The organism is Mycobacterium sp. NPDC049093 (assembly GCF_040704635.1).
GTDB lineage: Bacteria > Actinomycetota > Actinomycetes > Mycobacteriales > Mycobacteriaceae > Mycobacterium.
The window spans coordinates 1-16,548 of record NZ_JBEZJS010000007.1; the positions used below are offsets into that span (position 1 = coordinate 1).

Annotated in this window: 13 protein-coding genes and 1 pseudogene; 3 read left to right on the forward strand and 11 right to left on the reverse strand. The window is 65.5% G+C overall.

The window, feature by feature from the left end; genetic code table 11:
* Positions 1-109: 109 nt before the first annotated feature.
* From AB0876_RS26000 to AB0876_RS26020, 5 genes and pseudogenes are all read right to left on the reverse strand, one after another.
* Positions 110-343, reverse strand: a pseudogene (locus AB0876_RS26000) (transglycosylase family protein); the annotation flags it as partial.
* A 1,138-nt stretch (positions 344-1,481) separates the two neighbouring features.
* Positions 1,482-2,051 carry a molybdenum cofactor guanylyltransferase gene (gene mobA, locus AB0876_RS26005; protein WP_526043442.1) on the reverse strand — a complete coding sequence of 190 codons (570 nt, stop codon included), beginning with the start codon at positions 2,049-2,051 and terminating at the stop codon, positions 1,482-1,484.
* 28 nt (positions 2,052-2,079) lie between these two features.
* Positions 2,080-3,159, reverse strand: coding sequence for a 2-oxoacid:ferredoxin oxidoreductase subunit beta (locus AB0876_RS26010; protein WP_055115600.1), 1,080 nt, complete (start codon positions 3,157-3,159; stop codon positions 2,080-2,082).
* Positions 3,156-5,108 (reverse strand): 2-oxoacid:acceptor oxidoreductase subunit alpha, encoded by a 1,953-nt coding sequence (locus AB0876_RS26015; RefSeq protein ID WP_491841245.1) that lies wholly within the window; start codon positions 5,106-5,108, stop codon positions 3,156-3,158. Before AB0876_RS26015 ends, AB0876_RS26010 begins: the two co-directional genes overlap by 4 nt.
* A 340-nt stretch (positions 5,109-5,448) precedes the next feature.
* A complete protein-coding gene (locus AB0876_RS26020; protein WP_526043443.1) occupies positions 5,449-6,264 on the reverse strand; it encodes a PfkB family carbohydrate kinase in 816 nt (271 codons plus the stop codon).
* A gap of 256 nt (positions 6,265-6,520) precedes the next feature.
* Between AB0876_RS26020 and AB0876_RS26025 the strand changes: the two genes are divergently transcribed.
* Positions 6,521-6,706 carry a hypothetical protein gene (locus AB0876_RS26025; protein ID WP_526043289.1) on the forward strand — a complete coding sequence of 62 codons (186 nt, stop codon included), beginning with the start codon at positions 6,521-6,523 and terminating at the stop codon, positions 6,704-6,706.
* A gap of 21 nt (positions 6,707-6,727) precedes the next feature.
* On the opposite strand, the gene AB0876_RS26030 is transcribed toward AB0876_RS26025, so the two are convergent.
* On the reverse strand, positions 6,728-7,681 hold the full coding sequence (locus AB0876_RS26030; protein WP_491841243.1) for a LysR family transcriptional regulator: 954 nt from the start codon (positions 7,679-7,681) through the stop codon (positions 6,728-6,730).
* 116 nt (positions 7,682-7,797) lie between these two features.
* Between AB0876_RS26030 and AB0876_RS26035 the strand changes: the two genes are divergently transcribed.
* Positions 7,798-10,089 carry an FdhF/YdeP family oxidoreductase gene (locus AB0876_RS26035; RefSeq protein WP_526043290.1) on the forward strand — a complete coding sequence of 764 codons (2,292 nt, stop codon included), beginning with the start codon at positions 7,798-7,800 and terminating at the stop codon, positions 10,087-10,089.
* Positions 10,089-10,913, forward strand: coding sequence for a formate dehydrogenase accessory sulfurtransferase FdhD (fdhD, locus tag AB0876_RS26040; RefSeq protein ID WP_526043291.1), 825 nt, complete (start codon positions 10,089-10,091; stop codon positions 10,911-10,913). Before AB0876_RS26035 ends, fdhD begins: the two co-directional genes overlap by 1 nt.
* A gap of 75 nt (positions 10,914-10,988) precedes the next feature.
* On the opposite strand, the gene clpX is transcribed toward fdhD, so the two are convergent.
* From clpX to AB0876_RS26065, 5 genes are all read right to left on the reverse strand, one after another.
* Positions 10,989-12,269: an ATP-dependent Clp protease ATP-binding subunit ClpX gene (gene clpX, locus AB0876_RS26045; RefSeq protein WP_055115613.1), complete on the reverse strand. Its 1,281-nt coding sequence runs from the start codon at positions 12,267-12,269 to the stop codon at positions 10,989-10,991.
* A 413-nt stretch (positions 12,270-12,682) separates the two neighbouring features.
* Positions 12,683-13,315 carry an ATP-dependent CLP protease proteolytic subunit ClpP2 gene (gene clpP2 / locus AB0876_RS26050; RefSeq protein WP_491841401.1) on the reverse strand — a complete coding sequence of 211 codons (633 nt, stop codon included), beginning with the start codon at positions 13,313-13,315 and terminating at the stop codon, positions 12,683-12,685.
* A gap of 20 nt (positions 13,316-13,335) precedes the next feature.
* A complete protein-coding gene (locus AB0876_RS26055; protein ID WP_019345228.1) occupies positions 13,336-13,938 on the reverse strand; it encodes an ATP-dependent Clp protease proteolytic subunit in 603 nt (200 codons plus the stop codon).
* 106 nt (positions 13,939-14,044) lie between these two features.
* Positions 14,045-15,445: a trigger factor gene (gene tig, locus AB0876_RS26060; protein WP_491841240.1), complete on the reverse strand. Its 1,401-nt coding sequence runs from the start codon at positions 15,443-15,445 to the stop codon at positions 14,045-14,047.
* Complete coding sequence (locus tag AB0876_RS26065; protein WP_526043292.1) at positions 15,442-16,500, reverse strand: EamA family transporter; 1,059 nt, start codon at positions 16,498-16,500, stop codon at positions 15,442-15,444. Before AB0876_RS26065 ends, tig begins: the two co-directional genes overlap by 4 nt.
* Between the last annotated feature and the right edge of the window lie 48 nt (positions 16,501-16,548).

The window sequence follows — 16,548 nt, forward strand, 5'->3', positions numbered from 1 at the left end:
TTCAGGGTGTGGCGCTCGGTGTTCTGCGGGTGCTTCTCTTTACCCACCGCGGCGGGGGGCCCCCCCCCCCCCCCCCCACCGCTCCATATCAAGTTGTCGGTAGCGCGTATTAGCCGCGCTTGCCGCACACCGGCCACGCGCCGATGCCCTGGCTGCGCAGGACGTTCTCGGCGACCCGGATCTGCTCCGAGCGCGAAGCCTGATGCGGCGAACCGGAACCACCGTTGGCGCGCCAGGTGCCCATGTTGAACTGCAGGCCACCGTAGTACCCGTTACCGGTGTTGATCGCCCAGTTGCCACCCGACTCGCAGGCGGCGACGGCGTCCCAGTTGACGCTGTCCGCATTGGCGGTACCGGCACCCAGTGCCATGGGAGCGACAGCGAGCGCTCCGGCGATGATGCCCAGCCCAAACGTCTTGCGGATGTTCTTCACTTGATTCCTCTCGCCAAGCGCGCACCATCAACACCCGCGCAAGGCGGGTGCGGCAGCCTGAATCCAGGCCGGAAGGGTTGGTTCGCGCCGTCTCGGTCAGGCACGAAAGGGAGGGCCACAGTGCCCGGCCCGGGATCAGACCCAGGCCCCCGCATCGGGCGTAATCGCCACCGCGGCCCCACTCACACGCAGGTTCTTGGTGTTGAAATTATTTGCTCCGTGTCGGAGACGCTTTGGACCGTACAAAGGTCTCGAACAGAAGTCATCTCGATGTAGAAGCGATCGCGGAAATATCACGGACAGATAACGAGACACTGAACGAATCGTTTGTGCAGGTCAGCGCGGGATGGCCGTCGTTACCGTTTCGTGATCGACGCAAACAGAACGTGAGGCAGATCACGCATTTTTTGTGAACTGGCCCACTTGTTTCGGGTCCGACATCGCGAGCAAACAACGCCTGAGACAACAAATGTGCAGGTAGATGCCATCGACGAGTGTCATCCAACGCTTCGCCGAGCGATTCTGTTCGCTGCAGACGCAGAACTCTCACTACCCGGTCGCACGTCGGATCACCCTGGTGCACAAGGGATATCGCGCCCGCATGTCAGCGCAACCGGGCCGAACCGCAGCGCGCCCGAGGGCCGTCCGGATGGTAACTGGTGGGTCAAAACTAATGAACTACAAGACTTTTCGCTGACACCAGCAGAATCGTCAGTCCACTCGGCCAACTCTGGGGCGCGGCCCAGAGTCGGCCGCCTCCGACAAACTGAGCGGTCAGGAGTCTTTTAGTACAAATTTAGACAGACTGAACACATGCCGGAGCGAATAACGGGAGAAGTTTCCGCGCTACGCAGAACGATGGATTCTATTGAACACCAGCAACTTTCGCTCCAGCCTGGCGTTCACCTGCTGATGACGTTTCCTGAATTGACCCGGCCCCTGGAGGCCCGAATACGGTTGAATAACCGGTCAATTATCTCGAAACGGTAAATTGCGTCGAGTTACAGTGCGAATTCGCAATTTGCTGCGCCGTATCCGACCATTAGTTTCAGGCTCCGGCCAGGTCGCCCGCGGTGTTGACATTGGTGAGCGCGCGCTGCGGTGCCATCACGATCTGCTGCGTGTCGACGGACTCGGCCAGCACCCGCATGCTGCGCCGGCCGTCGTGCACCAGGGCGGAGATCTTCGAGGTAAGCGCACTGCGGTAGACCCCCGCCAGGTAGTGAGTCCTGCCGTCCCAGGGCAGCACGATGTCGGCGGGTACCCGCTCGGCGGAGGCGGCCAGGACGTCGATCAGGTCGGTCGTCAGATACGGCATGTCGACCGCGCAGACGAACGCGTGGTCCAGGCCGGCCTCGGCGACGGCCCGCAACCCACGGCCCGTCGCCACCAGCGGTCCGACCCCGCGCACCTCGTCGCGCAACACCTCGGCGCTCAATTCGGGCAGCGGCTGGCCGGGCGCGGCGATCACAAACACCGGTGAACACCGCCTACTCACGGCGGCGATCACATGCTCGACCATCGTCGAGCCGTCGAACGGCAGCGTCGCCTTGTCGCGCCCCATACGGCGCGAAGCCCCGCCCGCCAGAACTACCGCGGCGAGCGGGGCTGTGCTCAGTTCGTGTCGGTCGACGAGGTCAGTCCGATCAGTCGACAGTCCAGGTGTCTTTGCCACGCAGCAAGGATTGCAGAGCTGCGGTGTCATGGGGCTTGGATTCGATGGCCGTGTTGACCTGCTGACGCGCGGCGTCGTCGTAGGTGGGTCGGCTGACCTTCCGGAAGATGCCCATCACCATGTGATCGAGGTTCTGCTCGCTCAAGCGCGACAGTGCGAAAGCGTAAGCGGGATCGTCGATCTCGGCGTTGTGGACCACGATGTCCTCGGCTGCGACCTCGGCCGTCTTGGCGACCTCGAGGCCGTACCCGGACTTGACCACGCAGTACTCGCCATCGGTGCCGAACTTGATCGGCTCACCGTGGCTGACGTTGATCAGCCGCTCCTCGGCGCCTTCCTTGCGCAGCGCGTCGAACGATCCGTCGTTGAAGATCGGGCAATCCTGCATGATCTCCACCAGCGCGGCACCGCGGTGCTCGGCCGCGCCGCGCAGCACCTCGGACAGGCCCTTGCGGTCGGAGTCCAGAGCGCGGCCGACGAACGTGGCCTCGGCGCCCAGTGCCAGCGATACCGGGTTGAACGGGTAGTCCAGGGAGCCCATCGGAGTGGACTTGGTGACCTTGCCGACCTCCGAGGTCGGCGAGTACTGCCCCTTGGTCAAGCCGTAGATCCGGTTGTTGAACAGCAGGATCGTGATGTTGATGTTGCGGCGCAACGCGTGGATCAGGTGGTTACCACCGATCGACAGCGAGTCACCGTCGCCGGTGACGACCCACACCGACAGGTCAGGACGGGCCAGCGCCAGGCCGGTCGCGATGGTCGGGGCGCGCCCGTGGATCGAGTGGAACCCGTAGGTCTCCAGGTAGTACGGGAATCGGCTGGAGCAGCCGATTCCGCTGATGAACGCGATGTTCTCGCGCTTGAGGCCCAACTCCGGCAGGAAGTTGCGGATGGTGTTGAGGATGACGTAGTCACCGCAACCGGGGCACCAGCGGACCTCCTGGTCACTGGTGAAGTCCTTGCCCTTCTGCGGCTGGTCGGTGGTGGGCACCAGGGCGTTCTTGGTCAGAGCATCTGTCAGCCCCAGGTCTGCGCCGATCAGGTCAGTCATGCGTTCGCTCCCACAGCATTCGACTCAGTTGGTTCCTCGATGGTGGCTGCCGCCAGCCTCGCGAACTTGGCCTTGTCCGCTTCCTTCTCACCGAGCGTGCCGTCCAGCGCCGCATCGATGATGCCCTCGACCTCGTCGGCGAGGAAGGCCATGCCCTCCACCTTGGTCACCGACTGGACGTCGACCAGGTACTTGCCGCGCAGCAGCAGCGCCAGCTGACCGAGGTTCATCTCCGGCACCACCACCTTCGGGTAGCGGCGCAGCACCTCCCCGAGATTGGCCGGGAAGGGATTGAGGTGGCGCAGATGGGCCTGGGCCACCTTGATGCCCTTGCGCCGGGCGCGCCGGCACGCCTCACCGATGGGGCCGTAGCTGCTCCCCCAGCCCAGCATCAGCAGTTCGGCGTCCCCCGTGGGGTCGTCGACCTCCAGATCGGGCACCGTGATGCCGGCGATCTTCTCCTGGCGCAACCGCACCATCAGGTCGTGGTTCTTGGGCTCGTAGGAAATGTTGCCCGAACCGTTGGCGGCCTCAAGGCCGCCGATCCGGTGCTCCAGACCGGGGGTACCGGGCACCGCGAACTGGCGGGCCAGGGTCTCGGGGTCGCGGGCGTACGGCGCGAAGGGCTCGCCGGACTTGGCGAAGTTGTGCTCGATCGCCGGGTAGGTGCTGATGTCCGGGATCTGCCAGGGCTCAGAGCCGTTGGCGATCGCACCGTCGGACAGGATGATGACCGGGGTGTGGTAGTCGATCGCGATCCGCGAGGCCTCTACTGCGATGTCGAAGCAGTCCGACGGCGACTTCGGCGCCAAGACCGCGACCGGCGACTCGCCGTTGCGGCCGAACAGCGCCTGCAGCAGGTCGGCCTGCTCGGTCTTGGTCGGCAGTCCCGTCGACGGGCCACCGCGCTGCACATCGACGATGAGCAACGGCAGTTCAGTCATCACAGCCAGGCCGATCGCCTCGGACTTGAGCGAGACGCCCGGGCCCGAGGTGCTGGTGACACCCAGCGCACCGCCGTAGGAGGCGCCGATGGCGGCGCCGATGCCGGCGATCTCGTCCTCGGCCTGGAAGGTCAGGACGTTGAAGTTCTTGTGCTTGGACAGCTCGTGGAGGATGTCCGACGCCGGGGTGATCGGGTAGGTGCCGAGCACCACCTGGATTTCGGCCAGGTGTCCGGCGGCCACGATGCCGTAGGCCAGCGCGGTGTTGCCCGAGATCTGGCGGTATTCACCGGACTTGAGCTTCGCCGGCGACACCTCGTAGGTGGTGGCGAACGCCTCGGTGGTCTCGCCGTAGTTCCAGCCGGCCTTCAGGGCCAGGACGTTGGCCTCGGCCACGTCGGGCTTGCGGGAGAACTTCTCGCGGATGAACCCCTCGCTGTGCTCGAGCTCGCGGCCGTACATCCACGACAGCAGACCGAGGGCGAACATGTTCTTGGCGCGCTGGCCGTCCTTCTTGGTGGCGCCGATCGCCTCGACGGCGCCCAGGGTCAGCGTCGTCATCGCGACGGACGTCACCACGTAGTCCGACAACGTGTCATCCTCTAGCGGATTGCTGTCGTACCCGACCTTGGCGAGGTTGCGCTTGGTGAATTCATCGGAGTTGGCGATGATCAGACCGCCGCGGGGCAGATCCGAGACATTGGCCTTGAGCGCGGCGGGGTTCATGGCCACGAGCACGTCGGGGCGGTCACCGGCGGTGAGGATGTCGTAGTCGGCGATCTGGATCTGGAACGACGACACACCGGGCAGGGTGCCCTGTGGCGCGCGGATCTCGGCCGGGTAATTCGGCTGGGTCGCCAAGTCGTTGCCGAACAGTGCAGCTTCAGAAGTGAAGCGGTCACCGGTCAGCTGCATACCGTCGCCGGAGTCGCCGGCGAAGCGGATGACGACCTTCTCGAGCTTCTGCCGCGGCGCGGCGCCATTGCCGTTGCCGTTCTCACCCACGGCTACCGCCTTTCACACTGCTTTGACCACGTCTTTCCGGGCCGCTGTCTCGTAACCTGCCGCCGGATCGAACGTCCACCGAATTTTGATGTCACTACCAGTACCGATTATTGCACTGCTCTTAGGCTGCGCTTCACCCCGTTGGGCCCCGACACGCGGGTGAGATCCCGACGAAGATGCTGTTCACCGACGTGAACAAGCCCCATTTGAGACAAAACTGTGGTTTTCGTCACGTTTAGGAGAATGTCATTCTCTAAGGAAAAGGCTACTGGCCGGTAGCTCTCCGCTAGCACCGGCAAGCACGAACTTGACACCTGTCGAGTCTAACCCCTGCGGCCAACTACCCACGATCGGCGTGCGCCCGCTTGTCCAACTCCCCCGCCACGAGTGCGCTCGCCGCCTCGGCGGCGCGATGCGGATCGTGCCCCGCCGCGCGGTGTGCGACGTAACAGGCGGTGAACATGTCCCCCGCCCCCGTGGTCTGGACATCCAGCACCCGCCAGGCGGCCGGCACCCGTTGCACGGCGCCGTCGATATAGATGTCACACCCCTCGGAGCCGTAGGTCACCAGGATCTCCGCGACACCGAGTCGTTCTGCGGCCGATTCGTCGAACACCCCGTCGGCGACGATCACCGCCTCGTCCTCGGCGAGTTTGAGGATGTCGACGTTGACGAGCTGGTCTGCGGCAAAGTGACGATCCTCGACCAGCGGCCCCAATCGGTCGGCCCGCACCAGACCTTGCCCGTCATAGGCGACCCGGTGGCCACGTGCCGCCAGGGCAGCGAGCGTCTCGGCCGGGAAATCGGTGCGCAGCAACGGAGCCAGGTGCACCCACGTCGTCGCTGGATCGGCCACCTCGATGTCCGCGGCCGTCCACACCGGCCCGATCGACCGCACGCCCATGTGCCGGTGATCGGTGTCGTCGTAGTCGAGGCTGAACGAACTCGTCTCCTCCGAGGGCAGGATCTGCACCAGCGAGCCGAACCGCGCACGAAGCCCGTCGAACAGGACGTGATCACGTTCCGCACCCATTGCGATGATCCGGCCGGGACCGCCCGCGGCCTGCAGGGCCACTCCGGCGAACGAGGCGCATCCCCCCGGACTCGGCGGTGCCCCGTTGATGATGTCGATCGCGAGGTTGCCGAGCACGGTCACCCCGGCGGCTAGCTCTCGTGGCATGGATGAAGTCTCCCGGTCAGAGCAGTCGCCCCGCTCGTCGGCCCCACCCGGTCCCCGACCCGAGATCGAAATGTGACCCAGGTCTCACCCGCTGATATGGAATGCCCCGCGGCGGATGCGCATTGGAGAACACATAGGCAACCGATGTGACGATGAAGGGTATTGCGAAATGCGCATGGATTCGAGAATCAAGCTTCTCCTCTGTACCGCCGGATTTGCAGCAGTAGCAGCCATGGCCGTAGTCGGCCTCGAAACGACCCAGACCGACACCGCACCCCAAATGTCCGTGCCCGCAGCCGAACCCACCATGCACTTCGGTGAGACCGTCACCCAATCCGTACCGCCATCGGCACCCGACACACCTGCCGCCACCCCTCCGGTCAAGGCCCAACCCGCCCCCACCGCAGAGCCCGGCTGAGCCGGCAGGCTCCACAGCGGCCTACACGGGCCCGGCGCCCGTCTGCCCCGTCTCCTCCCACCCGCCGTCGAGGCGACTCCCGAGGTCGAGATCGGCGGCCACCTCGACGAGCGCCGCGGCCACGATCGAGGCGGGCGCACGGTCGAGCACCACGAGTCCGATCGCCGGGCGCGGACCGTGCTGCACCATCGGCCTCGCGGCGAAACCCGGAGGCACTCCCAGCTGGGGTAACCATGCAGTGGAGGCGATGGTCGCGCGCGGCGAGTTCGTCAGGTGCGCGTACAGCGCGTCGACCGAATCCGCCTCCACCACAGGCCGATACCGCACCCCTTCGGCGGCCATGTTGGCATCGAGGATGCGCCGGTTGCGCATCGTGGTGGTCAGTACGCAGAGCTGCAGACCAGCTGCGTCCGCCCACGCGATCTCCGGCTGACTCATCAACGCATGATCGGCCGGTGCCACCAGGACATAGCACTCCCGGTACATCTCCACCGACCGCGTACCGGGCGGGGCTTCGTCGTCGAGATACGTCAACCCGGCGTCGATCTCGAAATCGGCCAGCCGCCGGGCGATCTCGCGGGATGACAAGGCCTCGAAGCGCACCGACGCCGCCGGATTGCGGCGCAGAAACTCCGTGGTGATGAACGGACCCGTCGGCACCGCCGTCGGTATCGCACCGATCCGGGCCGTGACGGTCAACCGTCCGCGCATCCGGTCGATGTCGGCGAGCATGTCATCGCGTTCCGCGACGATCCGCTGGGCCCACGTCACGACCCGCTGCCCCTCTTCGGTGAACCCTTCGAACCGCTGTCCCCGCTGCACGATGACAATGCCCAGCTCGCGCTCGAGTCGCTGGATCGCCACCGACAGCGTCGGTTGACTCACGTGACATCGTGCGGCCGCCCGGCCGAAATGCCGCTCGGTCGCGAGCGCCAGCAGGTAGTCGAGCTGCTGTAGCAGCACATCGCTCGCCATGGCTCCCCGCATTCTTCGCCGTTCGATAGAAAGCATCTATCACTGCATGTGAAATATCGAATATGGAGGCCCGCCAAGCGGCGGGTCCGGCGGTTTTCGGGGACTAGATTGGGTTCATGACCAGCGCCAGGGACATCGATGCCGATTACGACGAGCACCACGTCATCAGCACCGGCGCCAAAGACGAGGCCGCCGGCGTCAAGGCAGTCCTGGTCAGCATGCAGCGCGGGTTCGAGCAGATGGGTCCGCTGCGCACCGCCGCCGCGTTGACCAAGCTCAATCAGCGTCACGGGTTCGACTGCCCGGGCTGTGCGTGGCCCGAGGAGCACGGTGGCCGCAAGCTGGCCGAGTTCTGCGAGAACGGCGCGAAGGCGGTCGCCGAGGAAGCCACCAAGCGGGTGGTGACGCCGGAGTTTTTCGCCCGGCACACCATCGCCGAACTCGAGACCAAACCCGAGTACTGGCTGTCCCAGCAGGGCCGACTCGCCCAGCCGATGGTGCTCGCGCCCGGCGAGTCGCACTACCGGCCCATCGAGTGGGACGACGCCTACCGGTTGATCGCCGAACATCTCAATGCGCTGGCCACTCCGGACGAGGCGCTGTTCTACACGTCCGGGCGCACCAGCAACGAAGCGGCGTTCCTCTACCAACTGATGGTCCGCAGCTTCGGCACCAACAACCTGCCGGACTGCTCGAACATGTGTCACGAATCCTCGGGCACGGCACTGACCGAGTCGATCGGCATCGGTAAAGGCTCGGTCACGGTCGAGGACGTCACCGAGGCCGATCTGATCCTGATCGCCGGGCAGAATCCCGGCACCAACCACCCCCGCATGCTGTCGGTCCTGGAGAAGGCAAAAGCCAACGGCGCCAAGATCGTTGCGATCAACCCTCTGCCCGAGGCCGGCCTGATCCGGTTCAAGGACCCGCAGAAGGTGCACGGTGTGGTCGGGCACGGAATCCCGATCGCCGACGAATTCGTCCAGATCCGCCTCGGTGGCGACATGGCTCTGTTCGCCGGCCTGGGCCGGTTGCTACTCGAAGCCGAGGAGGCAGCGCCGGGCACGGTGTTGGACCGGGACTTCATCGACGCCCATTGCGCAGGCTTCGACGACTACGCCCGGCAGACCCGCGCGGTCGACCTCGCCACCGTGACCGAGGCCAGCGGTATCGACGAGACTCAACTGCGCCGGGTCGCCGACATGCTGATCGCCTCGCAGCGCACGGTGATCTGCTGGGCGATGGGCCTGACCCAGCACCGCCACGCCGTGGCCACCATCGGTGAGGCCACCAACCTGCTGTTCATGCGGGGCATGATCGGCAAGCCGGGCGCCGGAGTGTGTCCGGTGCGCGGGCACTCCAACGTGCAGGGCGACCGCACCATGGGCATCTGGGAGAAGATGCCCGAGAAGTTTCTGGCTGCGCTGGACGGCAGGTTCGGCATCTGCAGCCCCCGCAAGCCCGGCTACGACACCGTCGATGCGATCCGCGCGATGCGCGACGGCCGCGCCAAGGTGTTCATCGGAATGGGCGGCAACTTCGTCTCGGCCACCCCCGACACCGAGGTCACCGAGGCCGGACTACGCAGTTGCGCTCTGACCGTTCAGATTTCGACGAAGCTGAACCGCAGTCACCTGGTCCACGGCCGCACCGCGCTCATCCTGCCCACGCTGGGCCGCACCGACAAGGATTTCCAGGCCGGCGGAAAACAGATGGTGTCCGTCGAGGATTCGATGTCGATGGTGCACCTGTCCCGCGGCAGCCTGACCCCGCCGAGCGAGCACCTGCGCAGCGAGGTCGCGATCGTCTGTCAGCTGGCCCGCGAACTGCTGGGCCCGGAGCACCCGGTGCCGTGGGAGCAGTTCAACGGCGACTACGACCGCATCCGTGATGCCATCGCCGATGTGGTGCCCGGCTGCGAGGACTACAACCGCAAGGTGCGTCAGCCCGATGGATTCCAGTTGCCCCACCCGCCGCGCGATTCCCGCGAATTCCGCACCACCACAGGTAAAGCCAACTTCTCGGTGCAGCCGCTGGAATGGGTGCAGGTACCGCAGGGCCGCCTGGTGTTGCAGACCCTGCGCAGCCACGACCAGTACAACACCACCATCTACGGCCTGGACGACCGCTACCGCGGTGTGAAGGGTGGCCGCCGGGTGGTGTTCGTCAACCCCGCCGACCTCCAGGCCATGGGCTTGGCCGCCGGAAACCGGGTGGATCTCGTGTCGGAGTTCGACGGGCAGGAGCGCCGCGCGAAGGACTTCCTGATCATCGAGTACTCCACCCCGAGGGGCAACGCCGCCGCCTACTACCCGGAGACCAATCCCCTGGTCCCGCTTGATCACACGGCCGAGAAATCGAACACACCGGTATCGAAGGCCGTCGTCATCCGGTTGGAGAAGGTCTAGTGGGCCGGGTGACCGCCCGGCGTCGCGCCCACCACGTCACCGGCGCGACGGCCGAAGCCCGGCCGGAAACCCTGGTGGTCGAGGAACCGCTGGAGATCCGGGTCGACGGCACTCCCATCACCGTCACGATGCGGACACCCGGCGCCGATGTCGAATTGGCCCAAGGGTTTCTGCTGACCGAGGGGTTGATCCGACAGCGCGAGGACCTGGTGTCGGTGCGCTACTGCCGGGGTGCCGACGAAGACGGGGTCAATACCTACAACGTCTTGGACGCGACCTTGGCCCAGGATGTGCCCAAGCCCGAGGTCGACGTGACCCGCAACTTCTACACCACCTCGTCATGCGGGGTGTGCGGCAAGGCATCGCTGGAGGCGGTGCGGCTGAGCAGCAGGCACTGCCCGGGTGATGACCCGTCCACAGTCCCTGCGCCGGTGCTCTCGGCGATGCCCGCGACACTGCGCGAGGCCCAGAAGGTGTTCGCCAGCACCGGCGGCCTGCACGCGGCGGCGCTGTTCACCGTCGACGGCACCATGCTCGTCGTCCGTGAGGACATCGGCAGACACAACGCCGTCGACAAGGTCATCGGTTGGGCGCTGGAGCACAACCGGGTTCCGTCAAGCGGCACAGTGCTTCTGGTGAGTGGACGGGCCTCGTTCGAGCTCACCCAGAAGGCGGTGATGGCGGGCATCCCGATCCTGGCCGCCGTCTCGGCGCCGTCCTCGCTCGCGGTCGATCTGGCCAGCCAATCGGGGCTGACCCTGGTGGCCTTCCTGCGCGGCGACTCGATGAACGTCTACACCCGCCCCGATCGCGTCACCCGCTGAGAACTCCTCGAAAATGCACTCAGGGTCGTGATCCGGCTGGGATCACGACCCTGAGTGCTATCTCGACGAAGGGACTTATGCGGTCTTGTCGCGGCGCTCCGAACGCGACGGCTTACGCGGCACGATGGTCGGCAGCACGTTGTCCTGCACGGTCTCCTTCGTGACGACCACCTTGGCGACGTCGTCGCGGCTGGGGATGTCGTACATCACCGGCAGCAGGACTTCCTCCATGATGGCGCGCAGGCCGCGGGCACCGGTGCCGCGGTGGATGGCCTGATCGGCGATGGCCTCCAAGGCCTCGTCGGTGAACTCCAGCTCGACGCCGTCCATCTCGAACAAGCGGACATACTGCTTGACCAGCGCGTTCTTGGGCTCCGAGAGGATCTTGACCAGGGATTCCTTGTCCAGGTTGGTCACCGAGGCGACGACCGGCAGACGGCCGATGAACTCGGGGATCAGACCGAACTTGATCAGGTCCTCGGGCATGACCTCGGCGAAGTGGTCCTGGGTGTCGATCTCGGCCTTGGACCGCACCTCGGCACCGAAGCCCAAGCCGCGCTTGCCGACACGGTCGGACACGATCTTCTCCAGGCCGGCGAACGCACCCGCAACGATGAACAACACGTTGGTGGTGTCGATCTGGATGAATTCCTGGTGCGGATGCTTACGCCCGCCCTGCGGCGGAACCGAGGCCTGGGTGCCCTCCAGGATCTTCAGCAGGGCCTGCTGCACGCCTTCCCCGGAGACATCGCGGGTGATCGACGGGTTCTCGCTCTTACGGGCGATCTTGTCGACCTCGTCGATGTAGATGATGCCGGTCTCGGCGCGCTTGACGTCGTAGTCGGCGGCCTGAATCAGCTTGAGCAGAATGTTCTCGACATCCTCGCCCACATACCCGGCTTCGGTCAGCGCGGTGGCGTCGGCGATGGCGAACGGCACGTTGAGCATCTTGGCCAGCGTCTGGGCCAGGTAGGTCTTACCGCAACCGGTGGGACCCAGCATCAGGATGTTGGACTTGGTCAGCTCGACGGGCTCGGACCGGGAGTCACGGGACTTCTCCTGCGCCTGGATCCGCTTGTAGTGGTTGTAGACGGCCACGGCCAGCGTGCGCTTCGCCGTGTCCTGACCGATGACGTAGCCCTCGAGGAAGTCCCGGATCTCAGCCGGTTTGGGCAGCTCGTCGAGCTTGACGTCGTCAGCGTCGGCGAGTTCCTCCTCGATGATCTCGTTGCACAGGTCTATGCACTCGTCGCAGATGTACACGCCCGGACCCGCAATGAGCTTTTTGACTTGCTTCTGGCTCTTGCCGCAGAACGAGCACTTCAGCAGGTCACCGCCGTCTCCGATGCGCGCCATATGGGGAGGTCCTACTTCCTGTTCGCAGGTCGGTCGTCACGCCACTTGCTCGGTTACCTCGGGCGTAAACCCGACGCTACCCGTTCGTTCCGTCGCGGTGCGACCGATAAGGCCGAATCGCTCCGGTGGTATTTGTTCGTGTGCAGGAGAACATATCTCTCCTGGCCGCTCGTCACCCGTCGGCGCGCTGACCGTGTCCCTGGCGTGTCGTTGGGGAACACCGACGAATAGTCCAGCGCCGCGGTCCTAGCCCGGCATTTATCGTGGTCAACGATACCGGGCGCCTCTCGGAGGCCGGCGTAAACGCAGGTCAACACGGTTCCCGCCGCTGCCCTGACGACGCACGCCCCGCACCGGAGTGACCGGGCAGGGCGTGTGTCGTCAGGCGGGACGTTGTCACCGAAAGGGTGGCGCTAGGCCTGCGCGGACAGCTTGCGGTACTCCAGCACGGTGTCGATGATCCCGTATTCCTTGGCCTGCTCGGCGGTGAGGATCTTGTCCCGGTCGGTGTCCTTGCGGACCTGCTCGGGATCCTTGCCGGTGTGGCGGGCCAGGGTGGTCTCCATCAGGGTGCGCATCCGCTCGATCTCTGCGGCCTGGATCTCCAGGTCCGAGAACTGCCCCTGGATCACCCCGCCCAGCGACGGCTGGTGGATCAGCACCCGGGCGTTGGGCAGGGCCAGACGCTTACCCGGGGTACCCGCGGCCAGCAGCACCGCGGCGGCCGAGGCGGCCTGACCGAGGCACACCGTCTGGATGTCGGCACGCACGTACTGCATGGTGTCGTAGATCGCCATCAACGAGGTGAACGAGCCACCGGGCGAGTTGATGTACATCGTGATGTCACGGTCGGGATCCAGCGACTCCAGCACGAGCAGCTGGGCCATGATGTCGTTGGCCGACGCGTCGTCCACCTGCACGCCGAGGAAGATGATGCGTTCCTCGAACAGCTTGTTGTACGGGTTGGATTCCTTGACACCGAAGCTGCTGTGCTCGATGAACGACGGCAGGATGTAGCGAGCCTGCGGCTGCACGCGGGGGTCCAATGACGGATGAATGCGATCGGTCACTTGTCCAGTCCTGCCGTCGGGCCCGAACCATTGAGGTTGGCGCTGGTGATGATGTGGTCGACGAAGCCGTACTCCAGAGCCTCCTGCGCGGTGAACCAGCGGTCACGGTCGGAGTCGGCCTCGATCTGCTCGACGGACTTGCCGGTGAACTCCGCGTTGAGCCGGAACATTTCCTTCTTGATGACGTGGAACTGCTCGGCCTGGATGGCGATGTCCGCGGCACTGCCGGTGACGCCACCGAGTGGCTGGTGCATCAGGACCCGGGCGTGCGGCAGGGCGTGACGCTTGCCCTTGGTGCCCGCGGCGAGCAGGAATTCACCCATCGAGGCCGCCATGCCCATCGCGTAGGTGGCGACATCGCAGGGGGCCAGGACCATCGTGTCGTAGATGGCCATCCCGGCGCTGATCGAGCCGCCCGGCGAGTTGATGTAGAGGTGGATGTCCTTGGTCGGATCCTCCGCCGACAGCAACAGGATCTGCGCGCACAGCTTGTTGGCGATGTCGTCGTCCACTTGGGAACCCAGGAAGATGATGCGCTCGGCAAGCAAGCGCTCATAGACGGAGTCGACGAGGCTGAACCCGCTCCCGTTCGAACGCATGTCAGTCACGACTGGATACCTGCTTTCTCTCACGCGTTGGTACTGACGACACTAACGAAACTGGGGCATCACGCACTCCCGTACGGGGGCGCGTTCGCTCACAGCGTCATTCAGCGGCGTCAGTGTCGGTTTCGGCGGACTCAGCGGCCGACTCGTCGTCCTGCTCGCCCTCGGCCTGTGCAGCCTCGGCCGGGCCGAAGAACTCCGTGGTGTCGATCACGGTGCCGTCGGTGTCGGTCACGGTGGCGGCGTGCACCACAGCGGCGATGGTCAGGCCGCGACGCACGTCGGCGAACATGGCCGGCAGCTGGTTGTTCTGCTGCAGGATCTGGATCAGCTGCTGGGGCTCGATGCCGTACTGACGTGACATCAGCACCAGACGCTCGGTGAGGTCGTTCTGGCCGACCTGGATGTCGAGCTTGTCGGCGACGGCGTCCATCAAAAGCTGGGTCTTGACGGCCTTTTCGGCGTTCGTCTTGTTGTCGGCGTCGAATTCCTCACGGCTGCTGCCCTGTTCGGTCAGCTGCTCGGCGAACTTGTCCTCGTCGTGGTCGAGACCGTGGATCGCGTTGTGCAGCGCGTCGTCGATCTGGGCCTGAACGATCTTCTCCGGCAACGGAACCTCGGTCTGCTCAAGCAGCGCCTCGATCGCCTTGTCGCGGATCTGCTCGGCCTGCTGCACGCTCTTGACCCGCTTGACCTGGTCGGTGAGGCTCTCCTTGAGCTCGCCGATGGTGTCGAATTCGCTTGCCAGCTGGGCGAAGTCGTCGTCGGCCTCGGGCAGCTCACGCTCCTTGACCGACTTCACGGTCACCGTCACGTCGGCGTCCTGGCCGGCGTACTCACCGGCGGCCAGCTTGGTGGTGAAGACCTTGGACTCGCCGACCTTCAGACCGGTGATCGCATCGTCGAGGCCCTCGATCAGCTGACCGGAACCGACCTCGTGCGACAGGCCCTCGGTGGCGGCCTCGGGCACCTCGGTGCCGTCGACGGTGGCCGACAGGTCGATCGAGACGAAGTCGCCTTCCTGCGCACCACGCTCGACGCCGGTCAGGGTGCCGAAACGGGCCCGCAGCGACTGCAGCTCGGCGTCGACCTCGTCGTCCTCGACCTGGATCGGGTCGACGGTGATCTTGAGCGCGTCGAACTCGGGCAGGGTGATCTCGGGACGCACGTCGACCTCAGCGGTGAACGCCAGTTCCTGGCCGTCTTCCAACTTGGTCACCTCGATCTCGGGCTGACCCAGCGGCTTGACGTCGGAGGCCGTGACGGCCTCGCTGTAGCGGCTCGGCAGCGCGTCGTTGACGACCTGCTCCAGCACCGCGCCGCGGCCGACACGGGCCTCCAGCAACTTGCGCGGGGCCTTGCCCGGACGGAATCCGGGCAGGCGGACCTGCTGGGCCAGCGCCTTGAACGCGCGATCGAAATCGGGCTCAAGCTCGGTGAAGGGCACCTCCACATTGATGCGCACCCGGGTGGGGCTCAACTGCTCAACCGTGCTCTTCACTCTTGTGCTCCTAGATATCTTTCTCTGGATGTCTTTGTCGTACCGGCGGTCGCGTCGGGGAGACAGGATGTGGTCTCTCGAACGACGCCCGTAGTTCGCGACCAGGGTAGTTGACTCGGCGCAACCCCCAGTAATCGGCATCCTTCCTCGTTACCGTCGTTACCGTCCAGGGGTACGGCCGGTTTACGGCCGGTGGTCCGGAAGCCACCGACGGCCAGGACGGTCAGCGCGACCGCGAGCAGTGCGTACACCACCACGTCGAGCCCGGTCAGCCGCTCACCGAGCACCAATGCCACCCCGAAGAGCAGCACCGGTTCGACGTAGGTCAACAGCCCGAAGACCGGCATGCTCAGCAGGGTCGAGGCGGCGACGTACGCCGCCATCGCCACCGTTCCCGCGAGCCCTACCGCCGCCACGGCCGCGTAACCGCTCCACGAGGACGCACCGCGGCAGACGACGATGAGCAGCACCGACACCGGAACCGTCAGCGCAACCTCGAGACCGAACGCAGCGGAGCTGTCCAGGCCCAGGCGGCGCCGCACCCCGAAGTACAGCGCGTACCCGATGCACACCGCGAACGTGACCCACGAAACCGCGCTGGTGGCAACCACTTTCAACGCCACCGCGGCCAGCGCCAGGGCGGCCGCCATCCACTGCAAACCCGACACCGACTCCTTGAAGCCGAACCGACCCACAAGTACGAGAACGATCGGCAACAGCAGGTAGCCCAGTGACGCGTCGAGGGCATGCCCGTGCACGGGAGCCCAGCTGAACAGCCACATCTGCGCGGAAACCAGGAAGCTCGTCGTGGCGAAGATCATCGGCATCCACCAGGCCCGGGTGAGGGTGCGCCACACCTCGGCGAGTGAGCGGCGGCCGGCCGGGCTGATCAGCACGAGGCCGTAGCAGGCCGTCATGGTGAGCATGCGCCAGCCGAACACCGCCTCCGGCGAGGCGTCGACCACGCCCGAGAGGTAGAAGATCACTCCGAACAGCCCGCTGGCCAGCAAGGAATAGCCGACACCGCGGGCCGGAGGCCCGCCCGAGCCGGGCATCTACATCACCGCCACGGCAGGCAGGGCTGACACTGAATCACTCGATTG

Excerpts from the sequence above, each read along its gene's own strand:
- AB0876_RS26010 (WP_055115600.1), bottom strand. The coding sequence starts at position 3,159 with ATGACTGACCTGATCGGCGCAGACCTGGGGCTGACAGATGCTCTGACC.
- AB0876_RS26025 (WP_526043289.1), top strand. The coding sequence starts at position 6,521 with ATGGCCGTAGTCGGCCTCGAAACGACCCAGACCGACACCGCACCCCAA.
- AB0876_RS26030 (WP_491841243.1), bottom strand. The coding sequence starts at position 7,681 with ATGGCGAGCGATGTGCTGCTACAGCAGCTCGACTACCTGCTGGCGCTC.
- AB0876_RS26035 (WP_526043290.1), top strand. The coding sequence starts at position 7,798 with ATGACCAGCGCCAGGGACATCGATGCCGATTACGACGAGCACCACGTC.
- clpX (WP_055115613.1), bottom strand. The coding sequence starts at position 12,269 with ATGGCGCGCATCGGAGACGGCGGTGACCTGCTGAAGTGCTCGTTCTGC.
- AB0876_RS26055 (WP_019345228.1), bottom strand. The coding sequence starts at position 13,938 with ATGCGTTCGAACGGGAGCGGGTTCAGCCTCGTCGACTCCGTCTATGAG.
- AB0876_RS26065 (WP_526043292.1), bottom strand. The coding sequence starts at position 16,500 with ATGCCCGGCTCGGGCGGGCCTCCGGCCCGCGGTGTCGGCTATTCCTTG.